The following is a 24650-nucleotide window of genomic DNA, read 5'->3' as shown; positions in this document are numbered from 1 at the left end:
GAGACTCGATGCCCGACGTCGCAGACACACGCGCCCGTTACCGACGGATTCTGCGCTTCGCAGCCCGGTATATCGCTCAAGCGTGGTGGTTCGAGCTGTTCCTGCCTCGAATCGGACTCGCGCGCATCTCGGCACGGGGGCGTGCGGCCCGGCTCGAGCACATCGCGAAGCGATTCCACGTGCTCGCGGTCGACCTCGGCGGTCTCATGATCAAGGTCGGCCAGTTCATGTCTTCGCGCCTGGACGTCCTACCGCCAGAGATCACCCGTGAGCTCGAGGGGCTGCAGGACGAGGTGCCTGCGGTTCCGTTCGAGTCCATTCGCCGCGCCGCGGAGGCAGAGCTCGGGATGCCGCTCGAGCGGGCGTTCGCGTCGATCGATCCCAATCCTTTGGCGGCGGCATCCCTCGGACAGGCGCACAGGGTTCGCCTGTCGGCCGTGGATGCCGCCGACACCGGGCTCGACGACGGTGTCGTGAAGATCCAGCGACCGGGCATCGACGCCATCGTCAACGTCGATCTCGCGGCCCTGCGGCGGGTCGCCGGGTGGCTGAGCCGAGTCCGAATCGTGTCCGACCATGTCGATCTGCCATCGCTCGTCGAGGAGTTCGCGCACGTCAGTCTCGAGGAGATCGACTACATCCACGAGGCCGCGAACGCCGAGCGGTTCGCCGAGAACTTCGCAGGCGATCTCCGGGTCGATGCCCCCAAGGTGGTGTGGGAGAGAACCACTCGGCGGGTGCTCACCCTGGCCGACGTCACGGCGATCAAGATCAACGACATCGACGGCCTGCGAGCAGCCGGCATCGACCCGTCGGCAGTCGCGTCCGAGTTCGCCGCCGTGATGTTCGATCAGCTGTTCTCGCACGGCTACTTCCACGCCGATCCGCACCCCGGCAACATCTTCGTCACACCGGTCGATGGACAGCGGGCTGTGGATGCCGGCCGCGCCTGGACCCTGACCTTCATCGACTTCGGCATGATGGGCGAGGTCACGGACAGTCTGCGCGGCGGCCTGCAACGACTCCTGATCGCGGTCGCGTCCCGCGACGGCAAAGGCCTCGTCGACAGCATCCACGACGTCGGCGTCCTGCTGCCCTCGGCTGACACGGCTGAGCTCGAGCGCGCGATGACGCAGCTGTTCGCCCGGTTCGGCGGAATGGGCCTCTCGGAGCTGCAGCAGGTGGACCCTCGCGAACTGCGCGCCTTCGCGACGGAGTTCGGCGACGTCGTGCGTGCGCTGCCGTTCCAGCTGCCCGAGAACTTCCTGCTGATCATCCGCGCGATGTCGCTCACCTCGGGCATGTGCAGCGCGCTCGACCCGAACTTCAACATGTGGAGCGCCGTCGAGCCCTACGCCGGCCAGCTGCTGCGCGAGCAGGGCGGCAACGCCGTCCAGGCCCTCGCGAAGCAGGCGGTGTCGGTCGCCGGCGTCTACGCACGACTGCCAGGACGGCTCGACGAGCTGACCACGCGCCTCGAGACGGGAAAGCTCGCGGTCGAGGTCCCGGGAGTCGACGAGCGGATGCGACGGCTGGAGCGAACGGGCAGGCGTCTGGTGTCGGCGGTTCTGTTCGCCGGCCTCCTCATCGGCGGAATGGCGGCCCGCCCTGAGGCTCGCAATCTCGGAACGGCCCTCAAGGTCGCGTCGGTTCCGGCGCTCCTGCATGCTCTGTTCGCCGGCGCGTTCGGCCCAGGTGGGCCGCGGAGGCCGCGGGTCTGACCGGCCGATTCGGCGGGGCGCTACCCCGGCTGATCCGCCGGCGCCGCCGCAGGCGCCGGCGCATCGAGGTTCTTCGCCGCGAGCCAGGCGAGTGCGACATCCGCAACATCCCGCCAGCCCGCGTCGATCGTCAGCGAGTGTCCGCGTCCCTCGAACTCGTGGTATTCGGTGATCGAGCCGGGGCTGTCTTCGTACATCTTGAAGACTTCGAGCGTGACGGCCTTGGGCACGGTGTGATCCTCGCTGCCCGAGGTGAGCAGCAGGGGTCCTCGCACGGCTTGATGGGTGTCGACCTTGGCGGCCGAGTTGCGCGAGAAGTTCGCCGTTGCATCCTCGAACAGAGGCCTGCCCGGACCGGGGATCGTCCACGCCTCGAAGAGCGCATCCGATTCCTCTTCGCTGAGGGTGTTGCCGAAGCTGTAACGGAACTGCTTCGCCGTCAGCGAGACGGTGCGCTTCTTGTTCGCAGGGTTGCCGAGGACGGGAAAGCCCGAGCGCAGCTGCGAGAACGGCAGAGTCTTCACGCCCTTGATCGGTGCGGGATCGATGGCGACGGCCGCGGTCACCAGGTTGTGGGCGAGCAGTTCCTGCGCGATGAGGCCGCCGAACGAGTGGCCGACGACGATCGGCTTGGTATCGAGCGTCTCGATGTAATCGGCGTAGTGGTGGCAGATCTGCTCGATCCCGACGTTGTCGAGGTCGGCGGCCGCGAGCCGGGTCGCGGCGACGGTGTCGGCGTCGCCGGGCCACCCGGGCGCGCTCGGCTCGTAGCCGTTCTCGGCGAACAGCTCGACCCAGGGCGCCCAGGCGGACGAGTGGATCCAGAGACCGTGGATGAAGACGACGGGGGTTTTCGGCATGGTGCGGCTCTTTCTCGTGGGGTGGGGGAGCTGCGGGTCACAGCTCTTTGGTGAGGCCGCCGTCGATCAGGAAGTCGGCGCCGGTCACGTTGCCTGCCCGATCGCTGGCGAGCAGCAGCACCAGATCGGCGACCTCTTCGGGTTCGGTGAAGCGCCCGGTCGAGAAGCCGCCGCCGCCTTCGATGATGCGGCGCCGGGCCTCGTCGAACGAGACGCCCATGCTCTTGGCCACCGTGGCGGCGACGCCGTTCTCGCCGAGCCAGAGAGGCGTCGACACCGGTCCTGGACTGATCGTGTTGAACCGGAGACCCTGCGCGCCGAACTCCTTCGACAGCGATTTCGAGAGGTTCCAGACGGCCGCTTTCGTCGCCGCGTAGTCGACGACCCCCGGGTCGGGGAGGTAGGCGTTGACCGAGCAGATCGTCACGACGTTGCCGCCGCCTCGTCCGATGAGCAGCGGAATGGCAGCCCGCGTGGTGCGCACCGCGGCCATCAGGGTCAGGTTGAAGGTGGCGTGCCAGTCGTCGTCGCTGACCTCGAGGAACCCTGCGGTGCGAGGGGTGACCGCGCCGACGTTGTTGACGACGATGTCCAGCCCTCCGAAGTGCGAGGCCCGAGACACGAGCTCCGCAGGCGCATCCGGGTCGGAGAGGTCTATCGCCACGGCGAGAACCTGGCCGGTGTCCGAGAAGGCGACGAGTTCGTCGGTGATCGACCGAGCACCGGCGATGACTTTGGCGCCCTCAGCGACGAGCGCGCGCGTGATCGCGAGGCCGATTCCCTTGCTCGCGCCGGTGACGACCGCCACTTTCCCGGCCAGATGGAGGTCCATAGTCGTGACGCTAGACCTCGTTCGACGCTCCTGCCTGGTCCCGCTGGTCCCACCCTGGCTCGGTCAGCCGCTGCAGCGCCGCCGCGCTGGGCGTGCCCGGCTCAGCGGAGTAGAGGAACATCGACTGCCCGCCGGTGCCGATGAGGGGAAGACGCACGAATGAGAGAGTGAGGTCGCCCACGAGCGGATGCCGCAGCAGATGCACGCCGTCTCCGACCTGCAGGACATCCTGGCGATCCCAGAATTGGCGGAACAGGGGACTGCCGGCCGAGCCTTCCGCGACGAGGGTGTTCAGCCGGTCGTCTCCCGTGCGTGTGTCGGCCATCTTGCGCAGCAGAGCGACGGACCGCGCCGCCAAGCCCTCCCAATCGGTGTGGAAATCGCGCTCCGACGCATCGACGAACAGTGAGACCACGCTGTTCACGCCGTCTCGATAATTGGGATTCAACGCTCGGGCGAGCGCATTCGACGCGAGCACGTCGATGTACCGGTTGTGGATGACAGCCGCCGTAAGAGGCCAGGAATCGATCAGCCAACGGACGCTCTCGTGCACCACATCGTCTTTGTCGATCGTGTCCGTCCCGCTGGAGGGTCTCGCGAGCGAGTGCAGATAGTCGGTGGCGATGGGGTCGAGCTTCAGCGCGCGCGCCAGCGCATCGAGCACCTGGTCTGAGGGGTTCGTGTCACGACCCTGCTCGATGCGCAGGTAATAGTCGGTGCTCACGCCGGCGAGGATGGCAACCTCCTCACGGCGGAGCCCGGCGACACGTCTCGTTCCCTCTCCGGCGGTCAGCCCGACATCTTCGGGACGCAGGCGCTCGCGGCGCGCTTTGAGGTACTCGGCCAGCCGGCTGGGAGCGGTCACACCGCAGTGTAGCGAGCGATCACGTGTCCTGAGGAGTGATGGATGCCGCGACCCCGACCGGGCCGCGGCATCCGCTGTCTGCTCTCGCGTGGAGCGAGCGTCAGACCGTGGCGTCGCTCCGCTTGGGCAGCACCCAACCCGCGCGCGGGAAGTGGCACGTGTACCCGTTCGGATACTTGATGAGGTAGTCCTGGTGCTCGGGCTCGGCCTCCCAGAACGGGCCGCTGGGCTCGATCGTGGTGACGGCCTCGCCGGGCCAGAGTCCAGAGGCATCCACGTCGGCGATCGTGTCGCGGGCGACCCGCTCCTGCTCCGGCGTGAGCGGGAAGATCGCTGAACGGTAGCTCGAGCCGATGTCATTGCCCTGGCGATCCCGGGTCGAGGGATCGTGGATCTGGAAGAAGAACGCCAGGATGTCGCGGTACGACGTCTTCGCGGGATCGAAGACGATCTCCACGGCCTCGGCATGCCCGGGGTGACGACGGTAGGTCGCGTGATCGTTCTTGCCGCCGGTGTAGCCGACTCGGGTGGCCAGCACACCGGGCTGGCGACGGATGAGGTCCTCCATGCCCCAGAAACAGCCGCCTGCGAGAACGGCGGTCTCGGCGCCGGGTGTCTGGGTGATGGTGCCGGTGTCGGCAGGTCCGCTGGTCATGATGCGTGCTCCTCGGTGGTGGTGTCAGTGGTGGCGAACAGGCGGCGGTACTCGCCGTAGCCCTGCTCGTCGAGCTCGGCGACGGGGACGAACCGCAGAGCGGCCGAGTTCATGCAGTATCTCAGGCCTCCGGCGTGGCGCGGGCCGTCCTTGAAGACGTGGCCCAGATGGCTGTCAGCCCCCGACGAGCGCGCCTCGGTGCGTGGCATGAGGAGCTTCCAGTCGGTCTTGGTGGTGACGGCGTCGGCGTCGATGGGCTTGGTGAAGCTCGGCCAGCCAGTTCCGCTGTCGTACTTGTCGGTCGACGAGAACAGCGGCTGCCCTGAAACCACGTCGACGTAGATGCCCGGCTCGTGGTTGTTCCAGTACTCGTTGCGGAACGGCGGCTCGGTGCTGTCGTTCTGCGTGACGGCGTACTGGGTGTCGGTGAGGCCGTGGAGCGCCTCGGGGGTCTTGCGGTAGTCGGTGGTCACGATGTGGTGTTCCCTCCTGGGTATGACGGCGCTGGCTGCGGCGTCATTGAGAAGAACGGATGACCGGCATGATTTGGTCCCGGCAAGCTGGGAACGAGCCGTGAGTTCCAGGCTCAGCGATAACGGTAGTGCTCCGCGACGTTGTTGATCCAGGTCGCGAACTGCTGAGCCTCGGCATCCCGTCCCGAAGCGACCATGGCCAGCCAGACCTGGCCCGACACCTCGACGAGAAGGTACGTCGACTGAGCGTCAAGCGCCTGCTTCAGCAGACGCGGGGTGATGGGACTCGGGCCGAACAGGGTGCGTGCCACGGCGGGACTGCTGAGCCGTCCGCGTTTGATGAGCGCCGCTCCGCTCTCGAACGACGCCCGGGCGTTCGCGATGGGCTCGCTCATCGCGCCGAAATGGATCCACCGGCCGTCGACGACGATCCCGGCGAACGTCTGCTCCTCGCCGCTGAACTTGGAGGCGCTCGTCCACACGTTGCCGTCCCACCAGCGCTGCCGGCCGCGCCTGTCGTCGTACCAGCCGGGGCTGATCGGAACGCTGACCGGGGGAGTGGGATCGACGTGCAGTTCGACGTCACGCTCACCCAGGTCGACGTAGTGCTCCGTCCACCGCGAGCCGTCCCACCAGCGCTGCTTGCCGGTGCCGTCGTCGTACCAGCCCGCCTCCGCCGTCGTCGCCATGCATCGAGAGTAAGCCTCGCGGGCGACCGAGTGCCCGACTTCGTGTGACCCGAGACGAAACGCCCAGGATGTCTCCGTACGCTGGAGCGGTGCCTCGGGTCCCCAACGTCTCCGCCTATCTCTTCACGGCGATCGACGATTGCGCCCAGCAGCGCACGATCCTGCGGGCGCGGGCGGATGCTGCGGGCCTCAAGGGCACGATCCTGCTCGCCGAGGAGGGCGTCAACCTGTTCATCGCGGGCGATGCGGATGGTGTGCGCGAGTTCGTCGCGCAGCTGCGCGACGACCCTCGATTCGCCGGGCTCACGACGAAGGAGAGCTGGTCGCACGAACAGCCTTTCCGCAAGATGCTCGTCCAGGTCAAGCGCGAGATCATCCGCATGGATCACCCGACGATCCGACCGGATGCCGTCCGAGCGCCTGCGGTCGCGCCCGAGACCCTGCGACGCTGGCTCGACCAGGGGCACGACGACACGGGGCGCGAGGTCGTGCTGATCGACACCCGCAACGCGTTGGAGGTCGACTACGGCACCTTCGACGGGGCGCTCGACTGGCGCATCGAGCGGTTCACCCAGTTTCCGGATGCCGCGGCCGACCGCCGCGCGCAGCTGGACGACAAGACGGTGGTGAGCTTCTGCACGGGCGGCATCCGCTGTGAGAAGGCAGCGCTCTACCTCGGCGATCTCGGTGTGGAGGCGTTCCAGCTCGACGGCGGCATCCTCGGCTATTTCGAGCGGGTGGGCGGCGACCACTTCATCGGCCAGTGTTTCGTGTTCGATGACCGCGAGGCGCTCTCGCCCGACCTCACGCCTCTCGAGCGCGGCCGGTAATCCGGCCGCGTCCAGCGTTCGGATACGCTCCCGCAACATCGGGCTCGCTGGAATGGCTTGTGCCGGTCGATCCGAACGCCGGCGGAGGGACCGCTATGACCGGCATCACCGCTGCGCCTCGCCGCGGCATCCGGGTGTTCGCGATGACGATCGCGGCCGCCGCTGTGACGATCCTCACGCTCGCGCCACGCTCGCTGGTCGCACCTGCCCGCGGCGCGGTCATGCGAATCATGGATGCTGTCACGGCGCCCCTGCTGGTCTGGATTCCGTACGACGATGCCGAACGCCTTCTCAACACGCTCCTGTTCGTACCGCTCGGTGGGACGATCGCTCTGCTGCTCAGTCGTAGAGCCTGGCCGGTGGCGATTCTCGCCGGGGTCGGGCTGTCGGTCGCGGTGGAATACGCGCAGGGCTCCATCCCCGGACGGGTGCCCGACCTCGAGGACGTGCTGTGGAACAGCCTCGGCGGTGCGATCGGTGTGATCGTCGTGGCCATCCCGCGACTGGTCGCCGCCGCGGGCCGACGCGGCGATCAGCGTGGCAGAGTGACCCGCACCTGAAGCCCTCCGTCGTGACGGGCGACAACCTGGAGCGTGCCGTCATGGGCTCGGACGATCGACGCGACGATCGCGAGTCCCAGTCCAGCGCCGTGGTCCGCATCCGCGCTGCGCACGCGTCCTGATCCCCGTACGAACGCCTCGGTCAGCGTGACCGCGACGGCCTGGTCGATCACCGCGCCGCTGTTCTCGACCACGAGTTCCGTCGCGCCGGCGATGGAGCGCACGGTGACACGCACCCATCCTCCGGGGACGTTGTGCACGATGCCGTTGCTGACGAGGTTCGTCGCGAGCCGGCCAAGCAGAATGCTGTTCCCGTTCACCAACGCCGGCTCGAGAGACGTGTCCATACGGATGCCGGGGGCCGCCGCATCCGGCCGGAGCTCGTCGACCGCGACACCGACCAGCGCCGCCAGATCGAGCTGCGACGCCTCGAGCGCCTCGCCGCGGCCGACCCGAGCCAGCGTCAGGAGGGCCTCGGTCATGGCGATCGCCCGGTCGTTGGTGGTGCCGATCCGCTGGAGCAGGATGTCGACATCCCGCCCGTCAGGGTCGGCCTGAGCGACCTCAACCATCGTGCGGATGATGGCGTGTGGTGTGCGCAGCTCGTGGGACGCGTTGGCGGCGAAGCGGCGTTCCTCGTCGATCGTGCGCACCACCCGGTCGAGCATGGCGTCGAAGGTGTCGGCGAGATCGGTCAGCTCATCGCCGAGGCCGGGCAGGGCGACGCGATGGTCGAGCTGGCCGTCGCGGGCGCGGCGCGCGGCATCCGTGATCCGATCCAACGGACGCAGGACGACTCCGGCGAGCAGCCACCCGCCGACGAGGCCGAACAGCACGAGCAGTCCCATCGCCCACCAGGCGTACCGGACGAAGACCTCGAGCAGGTTCGTCCGGTTCGGCGCGAAGCCGCCGCCATCCACGCTCAGATTGCCTTCGGGCACGAATCGCAGCAGCAGGAATCCGACCACGAACAGCGCGATCCCGGCCACGACGAGGAAGCCCGCGTAACTCAGCGTGAGCTTCCATCGGACGGACAGGCCGCGCGGTCGTCCCCCGGGCTCGGCGCTCACGAGCTCATCCGGTACCCGACGCCGGGAACCGTCTCGATGACCCACGGCTCGCCGAGGCGTTTGCGCAGCGTCGAGATCGTGATGCGGACGGCGTTGGTGAACGGATCGGCGTTCTCATCCCACGCGCGCTCGAGCAGGTCCTCGGCGCTGACGACTCCGCCGCCCGCCGTCATGAGCACATCGAGCACCGCGAACTGCTTGCGCGTGAGAGCGACATAGCGTCCGTCGCGGAAGACTTCACGACGAAAGCGGTCGAGGCGGATGCCGGAGACCTCGACGATCGGGGGCGTCCCCGCCGCCGGTCGCCGGCCCAGCGCCCGCACGCGGAGAACCAGCTCGCGCAGCGCGAAGGGCTTGGTGAGGTAGTCGTCGGCCCCGCTCTCGAAACCCGTCGCCTTGTCATCGAGCCGGTCGGCGGCCGTGAGCATCAGCACGCGGGGACTTTCCGCCGCACCAGCGAGATGCCGGGCGATCTCGTCGCCGTTCGGACCGGGGATGTCACGGTCGAGCACGACCACATCGTAGAGATTGACGGCGAGCTGCTCGAGCGCGGAGTCGCCGTCCGGTGCGATGTCGGCCGCGATCGCCTCGAGTCGGAAGCCGTCACGGATCGCCTCGGCGAGGTAGAGCTCGTCCTCGACGATCAGCACGCGCATGCGTCCCAGCCTAGGTCGGGCCGCATATCGCGGGTGTATGCGATTTCGCTTACGTCCCGACAACACGCACCCGCGTGAGATGAGAGCATGCAGCATCCTGCTCCCTCCCGCACTCTTGTCCGACCCCTCTCTCGCGCGCGGCGCCTGACGGTCCTCGCCCTCGCGGTGTGCGTCGCCGCGCTGTCGGCGGCATTCGTCATCGTGGTGGTCAACGCGACGTTCGCCTCGGCGATCGCTCCGTTCGCGCCCACCGCCGACGACGGCCTCATCGCCGAGGGTGCGGTCGTGACGCTCGCCGACGACGACGTTCCCGCCGTCGCCAGGCTCGACGCCGCGCTGCGCGACGCGATGCGGCAGGCAGAGGCGGCGGCCGCGGTCGATGGCGTTGCGTTCCAGGTGACGAGCGGATGGCGCAGCAGCCAGTACCAGCAGTGGCTTCTGGATGATGCGATCGAGCTGTACGAGAGCGAACAGGTCGCGCGTCAATTCGTCGCGACCCCCGAGCGCTCGAGCCACGTCACGGGCCACGCCGTCGACATCGCGCCGGTCGATGCCCAGTTGTGGCTGATCCAGAACGGCGCGAGCTTCGGCATCTGTCAGACCTACGCCAACGAGCGCTGGCACTTCGAGCGTGCGACAGCGCCCGGGGGCGTGTGCCCCGAGATGAGGACGGATGCCGCGGCCTGACGGTCAGTCAGCGGCGGCCTCGGCGCGGTTCGCCTTCGCCCGGGCTGCTACTTCGTGAGCAGCCCGGCACCCAGTGCGAACTGCGCCCCCGTCGCGTAGCACCGGACCGGGTCAGAAGTCGATGTGGGCCGGCACTCGATGGGCGCCCGGCCGGCGCAGACTCTCGCGTGCGAACTCCTGCAGAGTCGGCGGCACGATCCACGTGCCGGCATCCCCTCGTTCCAGGCCGAACATCGAGAGCAGTCGGATGAGGTCATCGAGTTCGGCGAGCATCTCGCTCTCAGCGACCTGTGGTTCGCCCCCCGACCGGATCGCGAGGGCGTAGGGTCGCGCAGCCGAGCGCTCGAACCAATCGGGATCGAAACCGAGGTCGCGAGCCTCGTGGCCCGCGAACTGCGCCGCGAGCGGAACGGCTTCTTCGCCTGCTCCGTCGGTCGCGGCGTCGCGGATCACCCGAGCGATGACGTCGTGCCAGTTCTCCGCTCCGTCGTTGGGACAGTCGCACGTTTGCTCGCAGTCGTCGGATCGCGAGCCGTGATACCCCCAGCTTTCGCGCCGCTGTCCCTGACGCAGCAGCGCGACTGCCTCGGCGCAGCGCCTGATGCCGATCTCGGGATCGGCGAGACTGCCATCGGCGATCGCCAGCAGGAAGAGATCACCTGACATTCCGGGTGCGACCGTGCGCCCGAGTTCTCGGGCCAGCAGCGACCACAGCTCGCTGGGTTGCATGACTGCCGCGGCAGAGCGCTTGTTCGCCCGAAGCCTGCCGCCGCGCGCGTAGAGCAGGTGTCCGCGTTTGGCGAGGGCGATGAGCCGCAGCATCTGCTCCTCGTCGCAGCCGAGCGCGGCGCTGCCGATGCGCACCACCTCAGGGTCGACGATGCCGTCGATCAGGGGGATGCCCCCGTCCGCCGCGCGAGAGACGACCCAGCCGAACTCGCGGGTGGCTGCTCGTGCCTCGTCGTTCGTGATGACCGCAGGCAGGTCGAGCCCGCTCGTCGCGAGCTGTCGCTCGAGACCCGCCCGTGCCGGACGAGGCAGTCGTGCGACGAGCCACTCGAGTGGCCCTGTGCGGATCGGCTGCACTCCGACTCCAAGACGGGGTGCGTCGGGATCGAGCATGTCGAGCCTCCGCTGCACCTCGACGATGTCGAATTCCTCCGGATCGAAATGCGACCACGGGCCGATCGTGCGCTCGACCTGGGCACGAAGGGCTTCTCGCTCGGGATGAGCAGGGTCTTCGAGCACCCCGACGAGAACCGAGTGCTCGAACGGTCCGCGGCAGCACGGGAGCGGAGACCGACGCTCGCCTGCGGTCACCCGTACGGGGGGAGTGGATGCCGCCTCGAGGATGTCTTCATGCGCTTCGACCTCGACGAGCCAGCCGTCTTCGCACGTGTGTCCGTAGTACAGCGGCCGTGACTCGCGCAGCACCGAGCCGATTCGTGCCGATGCTTCGTCGATGACCGTCGGATCCCGAAGGTCGATCATGGTCAAACGGTCTCCCCAGCGGCGGCGGGTCCGTGACCACACCGGCGAGTCGAGGTCGTCGGTGAACAGGTGATGGCGGCAGTCCTGCCCTTCGAAGACGGCCTGGATGACGTCACGAAGGTGGGCGAGTGACAGATCTCGATCGACGACGACTTCGCGCCAGATCTCGGGCAGCGGGCCGACCAGGGTGAGACGGAGACGGATGAGGTGGCGAAGGGTCGATGAGCGCATGCGTTGAAGGTATGGGCGGCCAGCCCTCGTGCGATCGGCGGCAGGCACCTCTGTGGAACCTCGAGCGGGAGCCCGGGCTGGGGAGGAATGCCGAATCGGCTACCCTGATCGGATGCCTGCCGATCAGCCCGCCCGGAATGCGCGGGCCGAGCTCATCGCGCTCGCAGAGGTTGCGGCCACTGGCGGCGGTGCGCAGGGAATCGCATCACTTGTCGACCTTCCGGAGGCAGCGGACTGCCGACCGGCGGCTGTCCTCATCCTGTTCGGAGTGCTCGACTCGTTGCAGAGCGGTCACGATGCTGACGCGAACGCGGTGTCGCGGGACCTCGACGTGCTGCTGCTGGCACGAGCGTCGACGCTACGGTCGCACCCCGGCCAGGTCGCATTCCCAGGCGGACGCGTCGACCCCGAGGACGACGGTCCCGTGGCGGCCGCGCTCAGGGAGGCCGAGGAGGAGACCGGGCTCGACCCCGAGGGTGTCGAGGTCCTCGGCACGCTCGACAGCATCCCACTGGCGTATTCGCAGCATGTCGTCACGCCAGTGCTCGCGTGGTGGCGGCATCCGTCACCCGTTCGCGTCGTCGACACAGCCGAGTCCGCCGACGTGTTCCGAGCGCCCGTCGGCGACTTGCTCAACCCCGCGAACCGCGGGTCCACGGTGATCCGCCGCGACGGGCAGGAGTGGCGTGGGCCCGGGTTTCTCGTCGCTCACGCCACCGGTGAGCATCTCGTGTGGGGCTTCACCGGGCTGCTGCTCGACGGACTCTTCGACAGACTCGGCTGGACCGAGCCGTGGGATGCCGCCCGCGAACTGCCGCTCGTCCTGCCCGAGTCGGACTGACTCGAGCGGAACTGCCTAAAGAGCGTCAGGTGGCCCGCAGCGCCGACGGCGGGAGCCCCGCGACAGGCGGTCCGGGATCAGTACCAGCCGTACGACTCGGAGTGCGACCATGCGCCGCAGGGGGAGCCGTATCGGCCGGCGACGTAGCCGAGACCCCAGGCGACCTGGGTGGCGGCGTTCGACTGCCAGTCCGCGCCTGCGCTCGCCATCTTGCTGCCGGGAAGCGCCTGCGGGATGCCGAAGGCACCGCTCGAGCTGTTGTAGGCCTGGTAGTTCCAGCCTGACTCCCTGTTCCACAGCGCGACGATGCATCCGAACTGGTCGTCACCCCAGCCGTAGCCGGGGAACATCGCATACGCGGAGGCCTGTGCACCGGCCGGGCTATTGTCGCCGCCGCCGCCACCCGCAGGGATCGCCGCGGTCGGCATGGCTGCTGCCACGGGCGCCGCCGGCTGTGCTTCGGCTGCTTCACGCTCGGCTGCTTCACGCTCGGCGGCTGCGGCGGCTTCGGCTTCCTGTTGGGCCTTCGCTTCTGCTTCCTGCTGCGCCTTGAGGGCGACCGCCGCGTCGAGGCCGCCGCGGAGTCCGGCGACCCGCTTGTTGACGGACGAGACCAGGGTCGTCACCTGGTCGGTGACCCAGGGAAGCAGGGGCTCGGGCATGTGGTCGATGCCCAGTTCGAGGCGATCCGCGGTCTCTTCGAGGGCGACGGTATCGATGGTCGTGTCGGCGACGCCGACGTCCAACCCTGAGGCTTTGATATCAGCGGCAACGGTTCGGGCTGCAGCGACCGCGGCATCGGCGTCGGCGACCGCCTCGCGCGCGCTAGAAGAGGCGGTGTCGGTCTCGGTCTTGGCGACCGCGGCGTCAGGCTGAGCGGTTGTCGTGTACGAAGCGAGGGCGAAGCTCGCCGATACGCCGTCTGCCTGGGCATACGACACGGGCGCCACGCCGGCGAAACCCACCGCGGTGATGAGTCCGACGGCAAGACCCGCGACGATGACGGCGGGACGGCGTCGAGCGCGGCGTTCGACCATTCGGCGGGTGCGGCGGACAGAGGGGCTGGATGTCTTCGAGCGCATGTAATCGGGTTCCGTATCGGTAGTCCGCGCCGTCGGATCGACGCATGGCGACCGCATAAGCGGACACAAAACCCAGATCCTGCCCGTCTTTTCTGGGCGTTATCTGAACGTTACCTGGGTGCGCTGCAGTTTCGACGGCGAATCGGCGTCTGTGCGGCGCAGGGTTTTGGCCCTTTGCGGCGCTGAATCACCGGTCCTCACGGACCATTGTCTTCTCGTGATCGGGGATGCCCGGGCCGAGTTTCGGATTTCTGCGGACAGTGTGTCGCGGACTCCTGGGACGAGCGGATGCGGGAGGAGTAGGTTCACGGCATGACCCACCGCGACGGAACCGAAGAGCCCGGCGGCGCGGACGAGATCGCCGCTGCGCGAGACGCGCTCGACGGCCGGCACGATCCGCTGGATGGCCGGGGCGATGCGCTCCGCCACCAGTCCGAGGTGGACTCGCTGCGTCTCCAGAATGCGATGGACCGCGAGGGCAAAGCGCGGGACGCCATGGCGAACACCATCAAGAGTCACGGCGAGACGCAGGACCAGATCGCTGACAACCTGCAGTGAGTCGGAGGCCGCCTCACACGCTAGATCGAGTCGGGGAGTGGGCCTCCGGCATCCAGGTGGATCTGGATCATCTCAGCCCACGTCCGGATGAAGGGGCCGTACCCATCGGCGAACAGTCTCAGCGCTGCATCGGAATCGGGATCGGTCGACGTGAGATCGTACGTGACCGCGATGCGGCATCCGTTCTCGATGTCCTCCAGCGTCACCTCGACGGTTCCCGCGTTGACCTCGTCGACCACCCGGGCATACCTGAGCCGATGGCCGAGTTCGCAGTCGACGACGACCCAGGTGGTCGCGCGGCCGGAATCGTCATACGTGCGGAACACGGTGCCGATCGCGAGGTCGTCAGCGATATCCGCGAAGAACTCCGGCGACCATCCGGCCACCCATAGGCGCTCCCCTCGCGCGGTGAACAGACGGAATGCCGCGCGTCGGGCAAGCGGGAGGTCGAACGATTCGGTGAGGATGACGCGCTCACGGCGGAGTGTCGTAGTCACGGCTCGTCGTTCTCGTCGAGACGGTGGGAGTCGTCTGCGGTGAGTTCGAGACCGTAGACCGATTTCAACTGCCGGATCTTCTCGGACGTCTCATCGCCGAACGGAAGCCGGCCTTCGAATGCGTGGAGCACGATCCCCTCGATCAGGTCGCCGAGCGACATGTCGAGGTACTCGGCGAGACCCTTCATGACCTTGAGCATCCGCGTCTCGATTCGTACCCCGGTCTGTGTTCGCTCGATCGCTACCATGGTAACAATGTAACAGGTGGCGATCTGGCGCCAGTCTTTGCTGGTGCCGCCGCGGATCGTCGGAGTGTCGTAGGTATGTTCTAGTGTTTGGGTATGGCGTTCGCTGATGAACCACCCCCTGAACCGGATGATGGGCCCCGTTGCGAGTCGGATTTCTTCGACTGGGAGGATGCGTCGGCGTCGCCGCCGCCGGATGCGGTGGGGTTGGTGGTGGAGGTCGCGGATGTGATGGCGACGTTCGCGGCGGAGCGGCTGGTGCGAGTGGATCGGATGCGGCGGGAGGCGTTGGTGGATGCGGAACGTCACGGTTCGGGGTTGACGGAGGTGGTCGCCCGGTCGATCCGGTTGGAGTTGGCGTGTGCGTTGCGGGTCACCGAGCATGCTGCCGGGGAGCTGTTGGGGTTGGCGGAGGCGGTGGTGCACCGGTACCCGGCCGTGCTGGAGCTCACCCACCGGCAGACGCTACGTCGTCCACCCCGAACGATCCATCCCTACCTTCCGAACCACCGCAGACGGTGACGCACCCTTCTGAGGCAAGGTCGACGAGCGAATCGGGGACTGTCATCACGTCGCCTCCGATGCTTGAAGGGCGCTCGGCGTCGCGCTGAGTGGGCGCGGCAAAGAGGAGGCGTGTTCCATCAGCCTCCCGTGTGCTGCTCCTCTGACCGCTGGCGTCGCCCCAGCACCCACCGCACCACAAAACCGATCGTCGCGACCACGACCGCCGCGATGATCGGACGAAGCGCGAGCTCGGGTATGAACAGGGCCATCTGGAAGACCTGGAGCCCGTACTCGATCATGGCCGGCGGGTCGTGTGCGAGCACGTAACTGCCGGCGGCACTTCCGACCCCGGTCATCAGAGCGGGCGCGACCCAGATCAGAACGAGACTCGCGAGCGCCCCAACGATCTTGCCGATCGTGTTGATGCCGGCCCAGGCGATGGCGATCCCCACGAGCACGGGTGTCACCCACTGGAAGAGCCCGACCACGTTGTAAGCCCACTCGACAGACATCATCGTCAGGGGCCGGAGCGTGACGCCGATCCACTCGCTGACGGCGATCGCACCGATCGTGAGGCCGATGAGTGCTCCGGCCCGCGGAGCACGAGCGATGAGGGCCAGCGCGCCCGCGCCGACCAGGATCGACAGGATGCACAGCGTGACGAGCACCGCGAGGTAGAGCGTGGACTCGGGTCGTTCCTGCAGCCCGGAGCGCACGACCACGGCTGTCTGCACCGTCGCCGCGATCTGCACCACGAGCACGCCCGCGAACTGGAGCGCGAACCCGCCCCGCGGCAATCGGGGCCTCGCGGCACGAGCGACGATCCCCGCGGCGGCCGATCCTGTCACGATCAGTCCGAACACGTGGCTCAGCGAGTACTGGCTGAACGGCAGCAGCACGAACGGCATCGCCTCCGGCGAGGTCTCGACTGCCCAGAGGTTCTGGATCGGCAGCCGCATCCCCGTCGCCAGCCAGGGCAGCAAGCCCACCAGTGCCGCCGCCACACCGAGAAGGCCGCACGCCCACAGCGGCAGGGTCTCGGTCACCACGGCGGGGGCCACCACGCCGGGTCTGCGGGTATCACTCACCGGATGCTCATTCAGCATCGACTCCTAGGGGATCGAGAGTCGCGACGCCGTCGCGTCGGGCCAGCATACTCACGCCGGTGCCCAGCGCTGGATCGGCGACGCGAACCTCCACCACGCTCAGCCACGCACCCGCTCATACGTCAGCCTGATCTCATCTCCCGCAGGCGCGTGATCCCGTCAAGGTGCACCTCCTGCTCCGGGAGTTCGTGCCATCGGCGGTTTGACGGCGCTCCGAAGGTCGGCAAGGGTGGCCCCTATGACGTTGGACCGGGCTCGAACGACGTCGCTGCAGCGGAGCTACCGATATCTGAGGATCGCCATCGCTTCGACCGTCGTCGTCATCTTGGTCGCGATCGCCGTCACGATCCCGCTCGTCGGCGTCCTCCCCTCGATCAGCCACTACTACTACACGCCGGCGCGGTCTCTGTTCGTCGGTGCACTGATCGCAGCCTCGGTCTGCTTCTTCGCTCTGTCCGGACGAGGTGCGGAGCGCGCGCTTCTGGATGTCGCCGCCCTGCTCGCGCCGCTGATCGCGATCGTGCCGACGGTGATCTCGCCCGGCTCGATCGCAGGGATCGAGGCATCCTGTTACGGCGCCTGTGTTCCAGCCGGGTACGCCGCCGACGTCGACGTGGGCATTCAGACCTATCTGATCATCGGATTCATGATCCTGATCCTCACCGCTGTGCTGATCCTCACCGGCGAAGTGGAGCGGGCCGGTGGAACGCTCTCCCTCGCGATCGGGGTCGCTGTGCTGGTCGTCGTGGGCCTTGGCTGGTGGTTATGGCGAGCGGCATTCCTGCAGTGGGCGCACTACGTCGTCGCCATCTGCTTCTTCGGTATCATCGCCGCCGTTGCCGTCATCAACGGCTTCTTCCCGACTCGCTCGCGCAAGCCGACGCGATGGCTGACGATCGCGTACGGGACGATCGCGATCGCCCTCGCGCTCGATGTCGTCGCGCTCCCCGTATTCGGGAGTCTCAGGTTCGGGCACGTCTACGGGGTGTTCATCGGCGAGGTCCTCGCGCTGGTCCTGTTCCTCGCGTTCTGGGTCCTGCAATCGATCCAGTTCTGGGATGCGGTGGATCCCGAAGCCCTCGGGATCGCGAAGCCGCGGCCGCGGGTCAGCCCGACTTCTCCACGAGAAGTGCATCGAGGATGAGGTTGTACCCGGTCGATGGCACCGCCCGTTCCATAGTCGGGGTGACCGTGATCGTGTGCACCCCGTCTGCCAGTCGTGCGCTCACGAAGACCAGCTGCCGGTAGGCCCTCGTCTCGGAGTAGCCGTCGACCCGGCCGACGAGTTGACCGTCGATTCGCACTTCGCTGATGCCCGCCGACGGGGTTGTTCGCGACTCGATGCTGATCCCGATGCCGGTGAATTGCAGTGAATAGCTCGACGACATCGATTTGATGAAGCTGACGCTTCCACCGAGGTCGGCCGGGTTGGAAGCGGTTGCCCAGGTGCCGGTCCAGTCGATGTACGGGGATGTGTTGTCGACCCGATTGATGACCGGATCCGCTTCCGGGGCCGGGGCCGGGGCCGGCGCCGGAGCCGCGAGAGCGTTCTTCGCGATGACCTTCGCCCACGTCGCCGCGGCGATCATCGCCTGGCCCGAGACCGAGGGGTGGAAGTAATCCCGCGTCGAGATGTCGGCCATCGTGATGTCCAAGTCGTGAACGGCGTCGTCGTCGCCCGTGCAGTTCTCGGCCGCAGCACATGCGGCGCCGATCGCCGCGTTCAGGTCCTCGACTCGGTCCTCGACCGCTGCTCGACGCGACTGGGCCGCCGCGGACCGGTCTGTCGGGTCGGCGAGCATGATCGGACATGCGCCCACGACCGCCCAGGTGAGACGTGCAAGCGGATTGTCACTGGCCGTCTCGTACAGGCGCATCAGGCTGGGGATCGATGCGACGAAGATCGCGGCGGATGGCAGTCCGTCATTGAGGATGGCCAAAGTCTTGTCGAAGTCCGCGCGAACTTGCTTGACCGTCGGCAGATCGGCGAGGGTCTCCGAGTGACAGATGTTGTTGCCTCCGGACAGCACCGTCACGTAGTCGGCCTTGCGCGCGACGGCAGCTGCCGCCTGGTCGATCAGATCGGATGTCTCCGTCCCGCCTTGCGCGAGGTTGTAGGCGGTGGGGTTCGACCCCGTGGCTGCGATGATGCGCGCCCGGTGGGACACGACGGACGCGGACGTTCCCGAGGACCAGCTGTTGAGAAGATTGTCGCCACTCGTCCCGTCCGCAACGCTCGCACGTGAGACCGAGTCACCGAGTGCGGCCATCACCTTCGGGGCGATCAGCGCGGGAGCGGCGCTCGCACTCGTGGTCGCTGCGGTCGCGACGCTGGGTGGAGCCACGAGGCCGAGCGTGAGAGCGACGGCTACGAGATAGGGCAGGGCACGACGATTACCGGTCATTGGCGTCCATCCTTCGTGGTGGCGAAGCATCGCGACGCTGGGACCCTGGGTCCCCTTACCGTACCGAACTGGTGAACCGGTTCTGCGGTGGGATCCGACTAAGAATCTCGTCTGTCTTGTCGGACTCCTCTGGCATCGACGTCCTGTTCTACCGTCTACTCTGCGCGATGCGTCTGGCTCTGCGGAATATCTCCGCGTGCTGGCTGTTGCCGGTGGAATGACCCGTATCGGAAACAGCTCACTCGACGTCCTCCCCCTGGCCCTCGGCGGCAACGTCTTCGGTTGGACAGCCGACCGCGACGCGTCGTTTGCCATCCTCGACGCATTCCACGCCGGCGGCGGCGACTTCGTCGACACGGCCGACTCCTACAGTGCGTGGGTGCCCGGCAATTCAGGGGGCGACAGCGAGCGGATCATCGGCGAGTGGCTCGCCTCCCGCCGCCCGGAGGGTGTTGTCATCGCGACGAAAGTCAGCCAGCACCCCGAGTTCAAGGGCCTGTCGGCGAAGAACGTCCGGGCCGCCGCGGAGGCGTCGCTCGAGCGCCTCGGCGTCGAGACGCTCGATCTGTACTACGCGCATTTCGATGATGCGAGTGTTTCCCTCGACGAGACTGTCGCGGCATTCGGCGACCTCGTGACCGATGGACTCGTACGGTACATCGCCGTGTCGAACTACAGCGCGGCGCGCATCCGGGACTGGGTCGGTCTCGCCCAGGCGGCCGGCAGCGATCTGCCGGTCGCCATCCAGCCCCACTACAACCTCGTCCATCGTGACGCGGAGCAGGAGATCGTGCCCGTCGCGGAGGAGTTCGGGCTGAGTCTCATCCCGTACTACGCACTCGCGAGCGGATTCCTCACCGGCAAGTATCGTTCGATCGACGCCGCCGGTCACTCGTCACCGCGCGCCGGTGGAGCATCGAAGTATGCGACATCCCAGGGTCTGGAGATCATCGATGCGCTGGAGGGGATCGGAAGGTCTCATGACGCGTCGATCACCGCGACAGCGCTCGCGTGGCTGCGCCAGCAGCGCGCTGTCGTCGCACCGATAGCGAGTGCGTCGCGTGTCGACCAGGTTGCCGACCTCCTCCAGGGTGCCCGGATCGAGCTGACCGGGGACGAGCTGGGCGAACTGAACCGGGTTTCGCAATGGAGCCCCGCCGCCGTCTGACCGACCTGTCCGTAAGACGAGCACCGACACGCCTACTGCCGCCAGGCATCCTCCGCAAGCCCCTCCAGTCCCGGTGGCCGCGACGTACGTTTGCCGAACCCACCTCTGACAAGGACGGTTCGCCATGCCCGAGACATCCGCTCATCATCAAGTGCTCGTCATCGGCGGCGGCAACGGCGGTGTCTCCGTAGCCGCGCGGCTGCGCCGCATGGGAGTCGAGGGCATCGCGCTCGTCGAGCCCCGCGAGCAGCACCTGTACAAGCCGCTGTTCTCCCACGTCGCCGGCGGCACTGCACGTGCCGGTATGACCGTCAGGCCGCAGCGCGATGTGACTCCCAAAGGCGTGAAGTGGATCCAGGATGCCGTGGCTTCGATCGATCCCGACACGAACACCGTGGCGCTCGAGAGCGGTGCGATCGTGTCATATGGGCACGTGATCGTCTGCCCTGGCGTCCAGCACGACTGGGAAAGTGTGCCCGGACTCGCCGAGGCGCTGAAGACGCCGAGTGCGGCATCCCATTACGAGTACGCCCTGGCCGCGAAGGCTTCGCCGCTGCTGCGAGATGTGAGAAGCGGGACGGTCGTGTTCACGCAGCCTTCCGGCCCGGGCTCGTGCGAGGGTGCGGCGCAGAAGCCGATGTACCAGGCATGCGACTACTGGCGCGCGACGGGGGTGCTCGACGACATCCGGGTGATCATGGTGGTACCTACCGGGACCGTGTTCGGGCTGCCCGCGATCGACCGTGAGCTCGACCGGAACATCGCGAAGTATGGAATCGAGCTGCGGCCGCGCAGCGAGCTGCTCGAAGTGGATTCGTTAGCCGGAGAGGTCGTCATCGGCGGACCCGAGGGCACCGAGCGGCTTCGCTACGACGTGCTGAATGCCGTTCCGCCGCAATCCGCGCCGGACTGGGTCAAGCGGTCTGCCCTGCCGTCGCCCGGCGACGATGGCGGCTACGTCGAGGTCGACCCCGAGACACTTCGGCACCCGCGTTTCCCGAACGTGTGGACGCTCGGGGATGCCGCGGCGACGACGAACTCGAAATGCGGCGGCGCGCTGCGCAAGCAGACACTCGTGGTCGCCAAGAACCTGGTCGCGGTCCTGCGCGGCGACCAGCCGTCATCGCGCTACGACGGCTATGCGGTGTGCCCCTTCACCGTGTCACGCTCGACGGTCGTATGGGCCGAGTTCGACGACCGCGGCGACCTCAAGCCCACGATCCCGTTCTGGAAGACCATGTACCGTGAGAGCCCGGTGTCGTGGATCTTCGACCGGCACGTCCTGCCCTGGGTGTACTGGAACCTGATTCTGACCGGTCGTGCGTAGCCCGAGGGCTCAGCCTCGCGTGCCCACCCACCCGAGGCTGGGCGCGACGAGCGTCGCGAACGACTCGATCACCCGCAGGTTGAACTCCACGCCGAGCTGGCTGGGGATCGTCAGCATGAGCGTGTCTGCCAAGCGGATGGCGGCGTCATCCAGCAGCTGCTCGACGAGCACGTCAGGCGCTGCCGCGTAGGTCTTGCCGAACGTCGATCGCATGCCGTCGATGACCCCGATCTGGTCACCGTCCTGCCGGCCTCCGAAGTACATGTGATCTTCGGCGGTGACGAGCGGAAAGATCGAGCGGCTGACCGACACTCGCGGGTCGCCCGCGTGCCCGGCTTCGCGCCACGCGGCACGGAACGCGTCGATCTGCTGCGCCTGCAGCTCGTCGAACGGCAGGCCGCGGTCTTCGGTGAGCAGCGTGGACGACATCAGATTCACGCCGACGCGACCTGCCCACTCCGCGGAGTCGCGATTGCCGGCGCCCCACCAGATGCGGGACCGCAGCCCGGGGGAGTGCGGCTCGATGCGCTGCATCCCGGTGGCGCCGGCGCCGAACGCGGATGCACCGTCGCGGGCGGCGAGCCCTTCGCCCTCGACCGCCTTCAGGAAGAGGTCGAAGTGCTCCCGGGCGATGTCGGCGCCGCGCGGATCCTGCGATCCGGTGTACCCGAACGTCTCGTAGCCGCGCACGACCGTCTCGGGTGACCCGCGGCTCACACCGAGTGCCAGCCGTCCGCCGCTGATGAGGTCGACGGATGCCGCCTCTTCCGCGAGATACAGCGGGTTCTCATAGCGCATGTCGATGACGCCGGTGCCGACCTCGATCCGCTCGGTGCGCGCTGCGATCGCAGCGAGCAACGGCATGGGCGAGGACTGCTGGCGGGCGAAGTGATGCACCCGGAAGTACGTGCCGTCGACGCCGAGGTCGTCCATGCCCTGGGCGAGATCGATCGCCTCCAGCATCGAGTCCGCAGCCGTGAGCTGCCGGCCACCGCCGAGGGGGCCGTAGTGTCCGAACGAGAGGGTTCCGAAGCGCTGCATGACGAGAGCAACCGTAGCCGTCCGGCATCCATTCCGGTGAATGAAATCCGGTCGGGGTCGAACCGCGCTGGGTACGCTGAGGGTATGACAACCCTCGTGCTCACCGTGGTAGGAGATGATCGAGCGGGCCTCGTGGCCGCCGTGGCCGAGGTCATCGGCGGGCACGGCGGCAACTGGGAGAACAGCCAGCTCGCCGAACTCGCCGGAGCGTTCGCGGGGATCATCGAGGTCACGGTCGCGCCCGACCGCGCCGACGCTCTACGCGACGCGCTGTCGGCGGTCGAGGGTCTCGTGACCGTGGCCGTGCCGGCCGGCGTCACCACCACCGATGCCATCGATGCCGCACCTGCCCGACAGTTCGCCTTCCAGGTGCTCGGCAACGATCACCCGGGCATCGTCCACGAGGTGTCGTCCACCCTGAGCCGACACGGCGTGAGCATCGAGCGGATGACGACCGCGACCCGCGATGCCGCGATGGCCGGCGGGCGACTGTTCGAGGCGACGATCGCGGCGAGCGTGCCGTCTTCCGTCGACATCGATGGCCTCACGTCAGCGCTCGAGCAGCTCGCCGCCGAACTGCAGGTCGACGTCGCGCTGCTCGAGTGAGCGCTCAGACGATGCGGATCCGCCCGCGACAGCCGACGACGCGCCGCGCATCGCGGAGGTCTGGGAGGCGGCATGGCGTGATGGCCACGTCGGCAACATCCCGGATGAGCTGCTGGTGCACCGGGGCTCGGCGTCTTTCCGCACCCGCACCTCGGCGATGCTCGACCGCACATCCGTCGCGGAGATCGACGGTCTCATCGTCGGATTCGTCACCCTCACACACGACGAGGTCGATCAGCTGATGGTGGATGCCTCGGCTCGAGGCACAGGCGTCGCGGGGGCCCTGCTCAGCTTCGGAGCGCGCCGATTGATCGAATCGGGCAACGGGCACCCCTGGCTCGCAGTCGTCACCGGCAACGCCCGGGCGCGTCATTTCTATGAGCGCGAAGGATGGCGCGACGCGGGCCACCTCGACTACGAAGCGCCCATCGACGGTGGCACCGTGACCGTGTCGTGCCGCCGCTACGAACTGATCCGCGACGACATCACCGCGGAGCAGCATCCGGAACCGCCGGCGGCGGGTACACGCGGCGCAGGATGATGCGCTGCCCGAGCGTCCACGCGACGCTGACGAGCAGGTAGAGGCCCGCGGCGAGCGGAACGAAGATCGCGACGACCGCGGTTGCGAACTGCAGCAGGCCGAGCAGCCCGACGGGCGCACGCCGCAGCGCCGAATCCTCGGATGCCGTGGTGGGGCGGAACAGTCGCCGCGTCGCCTCGCCGACGGTCGCGATGAGCAGCACGAGCGCGCCGAACACGAGCAGCGTCCCGGCGTCCGGGGACGCGGCTGCGAGTGCGCCCGCAAGACTCGAGCCGAGCGGCACACTGAGCAGCGTTCCGGTGAGGAGCTCGTTCGGGTGGCCGTCGATCAGCGCGTGGAGGAAGACCGCGTACAGCACGCCCACGATCGGCGCCTGGACGAGGATCGGCAGGCAGCCGGCGAACGGCGAGGCGTTCTCGTCGCGATACAGCTGCATCGTCTCGCGCTGCAGGCGCTCGGGGTCTTTGCGATGGCGCTTCTGCAGCTCGCGCAGCTTCGGGGCGAGGCGCGCCCGGGTCTGTTCTGCCCGTGCCTGGGCGATGCCCGCCGGAATGAGCGCGGCGCGGACGATCAGACTGACGAGGACGACCGCCGCGGCTGCGGCGGACACCCCGACGAGTGGTTGCAGCAGCGAGACAAGGCTCATGAGGCCCGTGTAGGCGAGGTCGAGGATGGCGGCGATAGGAGGGAAGGCGTACAGGTCCACAGTGGTATCCGTTCTTCGGAGCGATCAGGGGCTGATCGGCCGCGAAGGGATGCCGCGAGCACGCCGCTCACGCCCGTGGGGCGTGCGGCGTCCGAGGCTTCGGACTTACGCGACCGAGGCCGCGAGGCCGGGTGCCCGAGGGCGCGGATGACCAGACGCATCCGGGTCGCTCTGCGAGAGCGGGGAGGAGATGTCCATCGCACGCGCGGGATGCGCGGGTGAAGAGCGCCCGGCATCCGGAAGAGTCAGCGTCAGCAGCGAGGTCAGCAGAACGGCGGCCGACACGAGGGCGAGCGTGACGCCGAGGGCGCCGATCGAGCCGGGGTCGGATGTCGCGATGAGGCCGAGTGTCGCGAGCAGAAGCTGCAGCGCGGAGGTCAGCGAATCGAACACGTCCAGCTCC

Annotated in this window: 29 protein-coding genes; 12 read left to right on the top strand and 17 right to left on the bottom strand. The window is 67.8% G+C overall.

Annotation, left to right across the window (positions count from 1 at the left end):
* Nucleotides 1-8: 8 nt before the first annotated feature.
* Nucleotides 9-1721 (top strand): ABC1 kinase family protein, encoded by a 1713-nt coding sequence (locus ABD188_RS17360; protein ID WP_344065226.1) that lies wholly within the window; start codon nt 9-11, stop codon nt 1719-1721.
* A 20-nt stretch (nt 1722-1741) separates the two neighbouring features.
* Here ABD188_RS17360 and ABD188_RS17355 read toward each other — a convergent pair whose 3' ends face one another.
* The 6 genes from ABD188_RS17355 to ABD188_RS17330 form a co-directional block, all read right to left on the bottom strand.
* Nucleotides 1742-2581, bottom strand: a complete 840-nt coding sequence (locus ABD188_RS17355) for an alpha/beta hydrolase (protein WP_344065223.1) — start codon at nt 2579-2581, stop codon at nt 1742-1744.
* Nucleotides 2582-2618: 37 nt separating this feature from the next.
* Complete coding sequence (locus tag ABD188_RS17350; RefSeq protein ID WP_344065221.1) at nt 2619-3413, bottom strand: oxidoreductase; 795 nt, start codon at nt 3411-3413, stop codon at nt 2619-2621.
* Nucleotides 3414-3423: 10 nt separating this feature from the next.
* Nucleotides 3424-4278: a helix-turn-helix transcriptional regulator gene (locus ABD188_RS17345; protein ID WP_344065219.1), complete on the bottom strand. Its 855-nt coding sequence runs from the start codon at nt 4276-4278 to the stop codon at nt 3424-3426.
* 100 nt (nt 4279-4378) lie between these two features.
* Nucleotides 4379-4933 carry a peptide-methionine (S)-S-oxide reductase MsrA gene (gene msrA / locus ABD188_RS17340; protein ID WP_344065216.1) on the bottom strand — a complete coding sequence of 185 codons (555 nt, stop codon included), beginning with the start codon at nt 4931-4933 and terminating at the stop codon, nt 4379-4381.
* Nucleotides 4930-5406: a peptide-methionine (R)-S-oxide reductase MsrB gene (gene msrB, locus ABD188_RS17335; RefSeq protein WP_344065213.1), complete on the bottom strand. Its 477-nt coding sequence runs from the start codon at nt 5404-5406 to the stop codon at nt 4930-4932. The genes msrA and msrB overlap by 4 nt, the downstream gene beginning before the upstream one ends.
* A gap of 113 nt (nt 5407-5519) precedes the next feature.
* The gene (locus tag ABD188_RS17330; RefSeq protein WP_344065210.1) at nt 5520-6095 is read right to left on the bottom strand and encodes a DUF2510 domain-containing protein; all 576 of its coding nucleotides are present in this window, start codon (nt 6093-6095) and stop codon (nt 5520-5522) included.
* Between the two features lie 89 nt (nt 6096-6184).
* Here ABD188_RS17330 and ABD188_RS17325 point away from each other — a divergent pair, with 89 nt between their 5' ends.
* The gene (locus tag ABD188_RS17325) at nt 6185-6925 is read left to right on the top strand and encodes a sulfurtransferase (protein WP_344065207.1); all 741 of its coding nucleotides are present in this window, start codon (nt 6185-6187) and stop codon (nt 6923-6925) included.
* 95 nt (nt 6926-7020) lie between these two features.
* Nucleotides 7021-7485: a VanZ family protein gene (locus ABD188_RS17320; RefSeq protein ID WP_344065205.1), complete on the top strand. Its 465-nt coding sequence runs from the start codon at nt 7021-7023 to the stop codon at nt 7483-7485.
* On the opposite strand, the gene ABD188_RS17315 is transcribed toward ABD188_RS17320, so the two are convergent.
* The gene (locus ABD188_RS17315; RefSeq protein WP_344065202.1) at nt 7458-8555 is read right to left on the bottom strand and encodes a sensor histidine kinase; all 1098 of its coding nucleotides are present in this window, start codon (nt 8553-8555) and stop codon (nt 7458-7460) included. The two genes, ABD188_RS17320 and ABD188_RS17315, sit on opposite strands and share 28 nt — an antisense overlap.
* A complete protein-coding gene (locus ABD188_RS17310; RefSeq protein ID WP_344065199.1) occupies nt 8552-9211 on the bottom strand; it encodes a response regulator transcription factor in 660 nt (219 codons plus the stop codon). The genes ABD188_RS17315 and ABD188_RS17310 overlap by 4 nt, the downstream gene beginning before the upstream one ends.
* Nucleotides 9212-9298: 87 nt before the next feature.
* Here ABD188_RS17310 and ABD188_RS17305 point away from each other — a divergent pair, with 87 nt between their 5' ends.
* Nucleotides 9299-9898, top strand: a complete 600-nt coding sequence (locus ABD188_RS17305; RefSeq protein WP_344065196.1) for a M15 family metallopeptidase — start codon at nt 9299-9301, stop codon at nt 9896-9898.
* 111 nt (nt 9899-10009) lie between these two features.
* On the opposite strand, the gene ABD188_RS17300 is transcribed toward ABD188_RS17305, so the two are convergent.
* Nucleotides 10010-11620, bottom strand: a complete 1611-nt coding sequence (locus ABD188_RS17300) for an IS1096 element passenger TnpR family protein (RefSeq protein ID WP_344065193.1) — start codon at nt 11618-11620, stop codon at nt 10010-10012.
* A gap of 112 nt (nt 11621-11732) precedes the next feature.
* On the opposite strand from ABD188_RS17300, the gene ABD188_RS17295 reads away from it, so the two are divergent.
* Entirely contained in the window at nt 11733-12461 is a 729-nt protein-coding gene (locus ABD188_RS17295; RefSeq protein ID WP_344065190.1) for an NUDIX hydrolase, read from the top strand.
* A 77-nt stretch (nt 12462-12538) separates the two neighbouring features.
* Here ABD188_RS17295 and ABD188_RS17290 read toward each other — a convergent pair whose 3' ends face one another.
* On the bottom strand, nt 12539-13543 hold the full coding sequence (locus ABD188_RS17290; RefSeq protein ID WP_344065187.1) for an aggregation-promoting factor C-terminal-like domain-containing protein: 1005 nt from the start codon (nt 13541-13543) through the stop codon (nt 12539-12541).
* A gap of 312 nt (nt 13544-13855) precedes the next feature.
* Between ABD188_RS17290 and ABD188_RS17285 the strand changes: the two genes are divergently transcribed.
* Complete coding sequence (locus tag ABD188_RS17285; protein WP_344065184.1) at nt 13856-14101, top strand: hypothetical protein; 246 nt, start codon at nt 13856-13858, stop codon at nt 14099-14101.
* A 20-nt stretch (nt 14102-14121) separates the two neighbouring features.
* Here ABD188_RS17285 and ABD188_RS17280 read toward each other — a convergent pair whose 3' ends face one another.
* Both ABD188_RS17280 and ABD188_RS17275 read right to left on the bottom strand, forming a co-directional pair.
* Complete coding sequence (locus tag ABD188_RS17280) at nt 14122-14598, bottom strand: SRPBCC family protein (RefSeq protein ID WP_344065181.1); 477 nt, start codon at nt 14596-14598, stop codon at nt 14122-14124.
* Entirely contained in the window at nt 14595-14846 is a 252-nt protein-coding gene (locus ABD188_RS17275; RefSeq protein ID WP_344065178.1) for a hypothetical protein, read from the bottom strand. The genes ABD188_RS17280 and ABD188_RS17275 overlap by 4 nt, the downstream gene beginning before the upstream one ends.
* 93 nt (nt 14847-14939) lie before the next feature.
* Here ABD188_RS17275 and ABD188_RS17270 point away from each other — a divergent pair, with 93 nt between their 5' ends.
* Nucleotides 14940-15365, top strand: coding sequence for a hypothetical protein (locus tag ABD188_RS17270; RefSeq protein WP_344065175.1), 426 nt, complete (start codon nt 14940-14942; stop codon nt 15363-15365).
* Between the two features lie 119 nt (nt 15366-15484).
* Here the strand turns inward: ABD188_RS17270 and ABD188_RS17265 are convergent, their stop codons facing one another.
* Nucleotides 15485-16435, bottom strand: coding sequence for a hypothetical protein (locus tag ABD188_RS17265; RefSeq protein ID WP_344065172.1), 951 nt, complete (start codon nt 16433-16435; stop codon nt 15485-15487).
* A 256-nt stretch (nt 16436-16691) separates the two neighbouring features.
* Here ABD188_RS17265 and ABD188_RS17260 point away from each other — a divergent pair, with 256 nt between their 5' ends.
* Nucleotides 16692-17597, top strand: coding sequence for a hypothetical protein (locus ABD188_RS17260; RefSeq protein WP_344065169.1), 906 nt, complete (start codon nt 16692-16694; stop codon nt 17595-17597).
* Here the strand turns inward: ABD188_RS17260 and ABD188_RS17255 are convergent.
* Nucleotides 17560-18858 (bottom strand): SGNH/GDSL hydrolase family protein, encoded by a 1299-nt coding sequence (locus ABD188_RS17255; protein ID WP_344065166.1) that lies wholly within the window; start codon nt 18856-18858, stop codon nt 17560-17562. The two genes, ABD188_RS17260 and ABD188_RS17255, sit on opposite strands and share 38 nt — an antisense overlap.
* Before the next feature lie 217 nt (nt 18859-19075).
* On the opposite strand from ABD188_RS17255, the gene ABD188_RS17250 reads away from it, so the two are divergent.
* Complete coding sequence (locus tag ABD188_RS17250; protein WP_344067198.1) at nt 19076-20026, top strand: aldo/keto reductase; 951 nt, start codon at nt 19076-19078, stop codon at nt 20024-20026.
* Between the two features lie 124 nt (nt 20027-20150).
* On the top strand, nt 20151-21353 hold the full coding sequence (locus ABD188_RS17245; protein ID WP_344065163.1) for an NAD(P)/FAD-dependent oxidoreductase: 1203 nt from the start codon (nt 20151-20153) through the stop codon (nt 21351-21353).
* A 9-nt stretch (nt 21354-21362) separates the two neighbouring features.
* On the opposite strand, the gene ABD188_RS17240 is transcribed toward ABD188_RS17245, so the two are convergent.
* Nucleotides 21363-22394 carry an LLM class flavin-dependent oxidoreductase gene (locus ABD188_RS17240; protein WP_344065160.1) on the bottom strand — a complete coding sequence of 344 codons (1032 nt, stop codon included), beginning with the start codon at nt 22392-22394 and terminating at the stop codon, nt 21363-21365.
* Nucleotides 22395-22478: 84 nt separating this feature from the next.
* Here ABD188_RS17240 and ABD188_RS17235 point away from each other — a divergent pair, with 84 nt between their 5' ends.
* Together ABD188_RS17235 and ABD188_RS17230 are read left to right on the top strand one after the other, a co-directional pair.
* Nucleotides 22479-23000 carry a glycine cleavage system transcriptional repressor gene (locus tag ABD188_RS17235; RefSeq protein WP_344065157.1) on the top strand — a complete coding sequence of 174 codons (522 nt, stop codon included), beginning with the start codon at nt 22479-22481 and terminating at the stop codon, nt 22998-23000.
* Nucleotides 22933-23541, top strand: a complete 609-nt coding sequence (locus ABD188_RS17230) for a GNAT family N-acetyltransferase (protein ID WP_344065154.1) — start codon at nt 22933-22935, stop codon at nt 23539-23541. Before ABD188_RS17235 ends, ABD188_RS17230 begins: the two co-directional genes overlap by 68 nt.
* Here ABD188_RS17230 and ABD188_RS17225 read toward each other — a convergent pair.
* On the bottom strand, nt 23486-24247 hold the full coding sequence (locus ABD188_RS17225) for a YidC/Oxa1 family membrane protein insertase (protein ID WP_344065152.1): 762 nt from the start codon (nt 24245-24247) through the stop codon (nt 23486-23488). The two genes, ABD188_RS17230 and ABD188_RS17225, sit on opposite strands and share 56 nt — an antisense overlap.
* A 105-nt stretch (nt 24248-24352) precedes the next feature.
* The gene (locus tag ABD188_RS17220) at nt 24353-24640 is read right to left on the bottom strand and encodes a DUF6412 domain-containing protein (RefSeq protein WP_344065151.1); all 288 of its coding nucleotides are present in this window, start codon (nt 24638-24640) and stop codon (nt 24353-24355) included.
* Between the last annotated feature and the right edge of the window lie 10 nt (nt 24641-24650).

The organism is Microbacterium pumilum (assembly GCF_039530225.1).
In the GTDB taxonomy this organism is placed as follows: Bacteria; Actinomycetota; Actinomycetes; order Actinomycetales; family Microbacteriaceae; genus Microbacterium; species Microbacterium pumilum.
The sequence above is the reverse complement of the archived record's forward strand: the minus strand, read 5'-3'. Positions and strand labels throughout refer to the sequence as shown.

Bases quoted from the DNA above. Each gene is read 5' to 3' on its own strand.
- ABD188_RS17275 (WP_344065178.1), bottom strand. From the start codon at position 14,846: ATGGTAGCGATCGAGCGAACACAGACCGGGGTACGAATCGAGACGCGG.
- ABD188_RS17290 (WP_344065187.1), bottom strand. From the start codon at position 13,543: ATGCGCTCGAAGACATCCAGCCCCTCTGTCCGCCGCACCCGCCGAATG.
- ABD188_RS17300 (WP_344065193.1), bottom strand. From the start codon at position 11,620: ATGCGCTCATCGACCCTTCGCCACCTCATCCGTCTCCGTCTCACCCTG.
- ABD188_RS17360 (WP_344065226.1), top strand. From the start codon at position 9: ATGCCCGACGTCGCAGACACACGCGCCCGTTACCGACGGATTCTGCGC.
- ABD188_RS17350 (WP_344065221.1), bottom strand. From the start codon at position 3,413: ATGGACCTCCATCTGGCCGGGAAAGTGGCGGTCGTCACCGGCGCGAGC.
- ABD188_RS17305 (WP_344065196.1), top strand. From the start codon at position 9,299: ATGCAGCATCCTGCTCCCTCCCGCACTCTTGTCCGACCCCTCTCTCGC.
- ABD188_RS17245 (WP_344065163.1), top strand. From the start codon at position 20,151: ATGCCCGAGACATCCGCTCATCATCAAGTGCTCGTCATCGGCGGCGGC.
- ABD188_RS17355 (WP_344065223.1), bottom strand. From the start codon at position 2,581: ATGCCGAAAACCCCCGTCGTCTTCATCCACGGTCTCTGGATCCACTCG.
- ABD188_RS17230 (WP_344065154.1), top strand. From the start codon at position 22,933: ATGGCCTCACGTCAGCGCTCGAGCAGCTCGCCGCCGAACTGCAGGTCG.
- ABD188_RS17260 (WP_344065169.1), top strand. From the start codon at position 16,692: ATGACGTTGGACCGGGCTCGAACGACGTCGCTGCAGCGGAGCTACCGA.
- ABD188_RS17320 (WP_344065205.1), top strand. From the start codon at position 7,021: ATGACCGGCATCACCGCTGCGCCTCGCCGCGGCATCCGGGTGTTCGCG.
- ABD188_RS17240 (WP_344065160.1), bottom strand. From the start codon at position 22,394: ATGCAGCGCTTCGGAACCCTCTCGTTCGGACACTACGGCCCCCTCGGC.
- ABD188_RS17235 (WP_344065157.1), top strand. From the start codon at position 22,479: ATGACAACCCTCGTGCTCACCGTGGTAGGAGATGATCGAGCGGGCCTC.
- ABD188_RS17270 (WP_344065175.1), top strand. From the start codon at position 14,940: ATGGCGTTCGCTGATGAACCACCCCCTGAACCGGATGATGGGCCCCGT.
- msrA (WP_344065216.1), bottom strand. From the start codon at position 4,933: ATGACCAGCGGACCTGCCGACACCGGCACCATCACCCAGACACCCGGC.
- ABD188_RS17255 (WP_344065166.1), bottom strand. From the start codon at position 18,858: ATGACCGGTAATCGTCGTGCCCTGCCCTATCTCGTAGCCGTCGCTCTC.
- ABD188_RS17310 (WP_344065199.1), bottom strand. From the start codon at position 9,211: ATGCGCGTGCTGATCGTCGAGGACGAGCTCTACCTCGCCGAGGCGATC.
- ABD188_RS17285 (WP_344065184.1), top strand. From the start codon at position 13,856: ATGACCCACCGCGACGGAACCGAAGAGCCCGGCGGCGCGGACGAGATC.
- ABD188_RS17250 (WP_344067198.1), top strand. From the start codon at position 19,076: ATGACCCGTATCGGAAACAGCTCACTCGACGTCCTCCCCCTGGCCCTC.
- ABD188_RS17330 (WP_344065210.1), bottom strand. From the start codon at position 6,095: ATGGCGACGACGGCGGAGGCGGGCTGGTACGACGACGGCACCGGCAAG.
- ABD188_RS17295 (WP_344065190.1), top strand. From the start codon at position 11,733: ATGCCTGCCGATCAGCCCGCCCGGAATGCGCGGGCCGAGCTCATCGCG.